The sequence below is a fragment of the Paraburkholderia sp. J8-2 genome (genome assembly GCF_905220195.1).
In the GTDB taxonomy this organism is placed as follows: domain Bacteria; phylum Pseudomonadota; class Gammaproteobacteria; order Burkholderiales; family Burkholderiaceae; genus Paraburkholderia.
This window is the reverse complement of sequence record NZ_CAJMZA010000086.1, coordinates 1-1,591: the sequence shown is the minus strand read 5'-3', so window position 1 is coordinate 1,591 and position 1,591 is coordinate 1. Positions and strand designations below refer to the sequence as shown.

General features: G+C 64.0%; 1 protein-coding gene and 1 pseudogene. One reads left to right on the top strand and one right to left on the bottom strand.

Annotated elements, in window-relative coordinates; genetic code table 11:
* The coding region (locus tag U5A52_RS42850) for a hypothetical protein (protein ID WP_321940450.1) at positions 1-281 on the bottom strand (281 nt) is incomplete at its 3' end.
* A gap of 416 nt (positions 282-697) precedes the next feature.
* Between U5A52_RS42850 and U5A52_RS42845 the strand changes: the two are divergent.
* Positions 698-1,497: pseudogene (locus tag U5A52_RS42845) on the top strand (response regulator); the annotation flags it as partial.
* Between the last annotated feature and the right edge of the window lie 94 nt (positions 1,498-1,591).

Sequence of the window (1,591 nt, the reverse complement as noted above, 5' to 3'; positions counted from 1 at the left end):
GCCGACAGCTCGGCCTCGGCCCACGCACTGAAGTCCTCGACCTCGCCAATCACCGCGTGCAGCTGGTGCTCGCTCTCGATATCCACGGGTGTCATCGCCTTGAGTGCCGAAAGCCATCCGCCCGCCGAGCGAACGCAGTTCTCCAGGATCGGCCTGCGATTACGCGTCATGTGGACCTTGAACTCATCCTTCATCGGGATTTTCAGGTCGATCGATTCCTGCCAAAGCGTCATGCTCGCCAGCATGTAGTCGGCGTCGAATTGAACCGCGATCTTCGGCATTCGGTGGTCTCCCTCAATTCCAGTCTTGGCCGTGTCGCCCAGCGAACTCTCGTCTTAGCTGACGCCCCCCGGCGCGGCTGCTGCCGGCATTCCGCTTTTGATCGCGGTCAACCGGAGGAGCGCATCATTGGCGACGCAACATCGGCCTAGCGCTGTCTTTGGCACATCAATCTACCAAGCCCCTCGTAGTCGAGGGCGAGCCATATTCCCATACGCCTCGTTCGAAAGCTCACTAAGAGCCGACTGATCCAACGACGAGTTGTCAACCCAGACCAGTTCGATCCTCGACATCCCGCTCTACGCGGCCCCAGTTGGCACATTGCGCATTCGCGCCATCTCGGACGCGGATTTCTGATGCGCCCACACAATTCCACCATTTCATCTCTGATAACGTTGGCCGGGACGGCCGAGGAGGTTCCCACGGCGCGGGCCTCGGCCTCACGATCTGCCGGCTGCTCACGCAGGCGCTCGGCGGCAGTCTCGAAGTCGACAGCGAGGTGGGGCGCGGCACGCGCTTCGTGGTGCGGCTCTTCGCGCCCGCCGTCGACAGCGGCACCGAACTCGCGGCGATACGTGGCTATACGGGTCAGCGCCGCGCGATCCTCGTCGTCGACGATCTCGTGGATCAGCGCGGTATTGTCGTGCAATTGCTGACGCCGCTCGGCTTTGACGTCGCCGAGGCGGCGAGCGGCCCCGATGCGCTACGCTCGGTCGCCACGCACAGCGCCGACGCGATCATGATGGACATTTCCATGCCGCTCATGGACGGCTACGAAACCAGCCGCCTGATCCGCGAAAACCAGTTGTCGAATGCGCCCGTCGTGCTGCTTTCAGCCAACGCGTTCGCCGACGACCGCGAACGCGCGAGCGCGACCGGTGCGCAGGCTATCTTGTGAAGCCGCTCCAGGTGAACGAGTTGCTCGACAAACTCGCGCAACTGCTCACGCTCGACTGGATTGCACCCGATACGTCATTGCCCGCGGAGGCCGGCGCGGCCCCGCTAGATGCTGTGTGGCCGCCAGCGCTGCTCGAGCGGCTTCGGGCGCACCTCGAAGTCGGCTACTTGCAAGGCGTCATCGAGCAGCTCGACACGGCTCGCGCAACATGGCCCGCGCTACAGGAGCGCATCGACGTGCTGCGCGCATTGGCGGAACGCTTTCAGCTAAGGGAACTCGAGCATGAACTCGACCGACTGCCACGCTCCGCCGATGCGTGACGCACAGGCCATGAGCGGCGCCAACGCGGCGCCTGGCTGGCTTGACGACCGGCCTGTCGTAGTGATCGCCGACGATACGCCGGACAACCTCGCG